The sequence below is a fragment of the Rhodopseudomonas sp. BR0G17 genome, assembly GCF_010907025.1.
Lineage (GTDB): Bacteria > Pseudomonadota > Alphaproteobacteria > Rhizobiales > Xanthobacteraceae > Rhodopseudomonas > Rhodopseudomonas palustris_H.
This window is the reverse complement of record NZ_QUML01000182.1, coordinates 1-416: the sequence shown is the minus strand read 5'-3', so window position 1 is coordinate 416 and position 416 is coordinate 1. Positions and strand designations below refer to the sequence as shown.

The 416-nt window shown below is 68.5% G+C and carries 1 pseudogene; it reads left to right on the top strand.

Annotated elements, in window-relative coordinates:
- Nucleotides 1-416: pseudogene (locus DY467_RS25780) on the top strand (class I SAM-dependent DNA methyltransferase); the annotation flags it as partial.

Here is a 416-nt window from a genome sequence, read left to right as displayed (position 1 = left end):
GTGGAGAGCCATGTGCTGACGCCGGACGAGCAGCGCATTTTCGACGATGGCCTCGTGCTGATCCTCAAGGAGCTGCACGACCGGCTCGATGTCGCGGTGGCGGAGGCTTACGGCTGGCCGGCGGATCTGTCGGACGACGAGATTCTGGCGCGGCTGGTCGCGTTGAACAAGGAGCGCGCCGCCGAGGAGAAGCGCGGGTTGGTGCGCTGGCTGCGGCCGGACTATCAGATTCCGCGGTTCGCCAAGGGCGTCGACCAGCAGGCGGCGAAAGAAGAAGGCGCGCAGATCGCGGCTGCGCTCGATCTCGGCGAGACCAAACAAAAGCCGTCGTTCCCGGCCGGCGCGGTGGAGCAGACCGCAGCTGTGTTTGCAGCCCTCGCCGCGGCCGCCGCCCCGCTCGACGCCAAGGGCCTTGC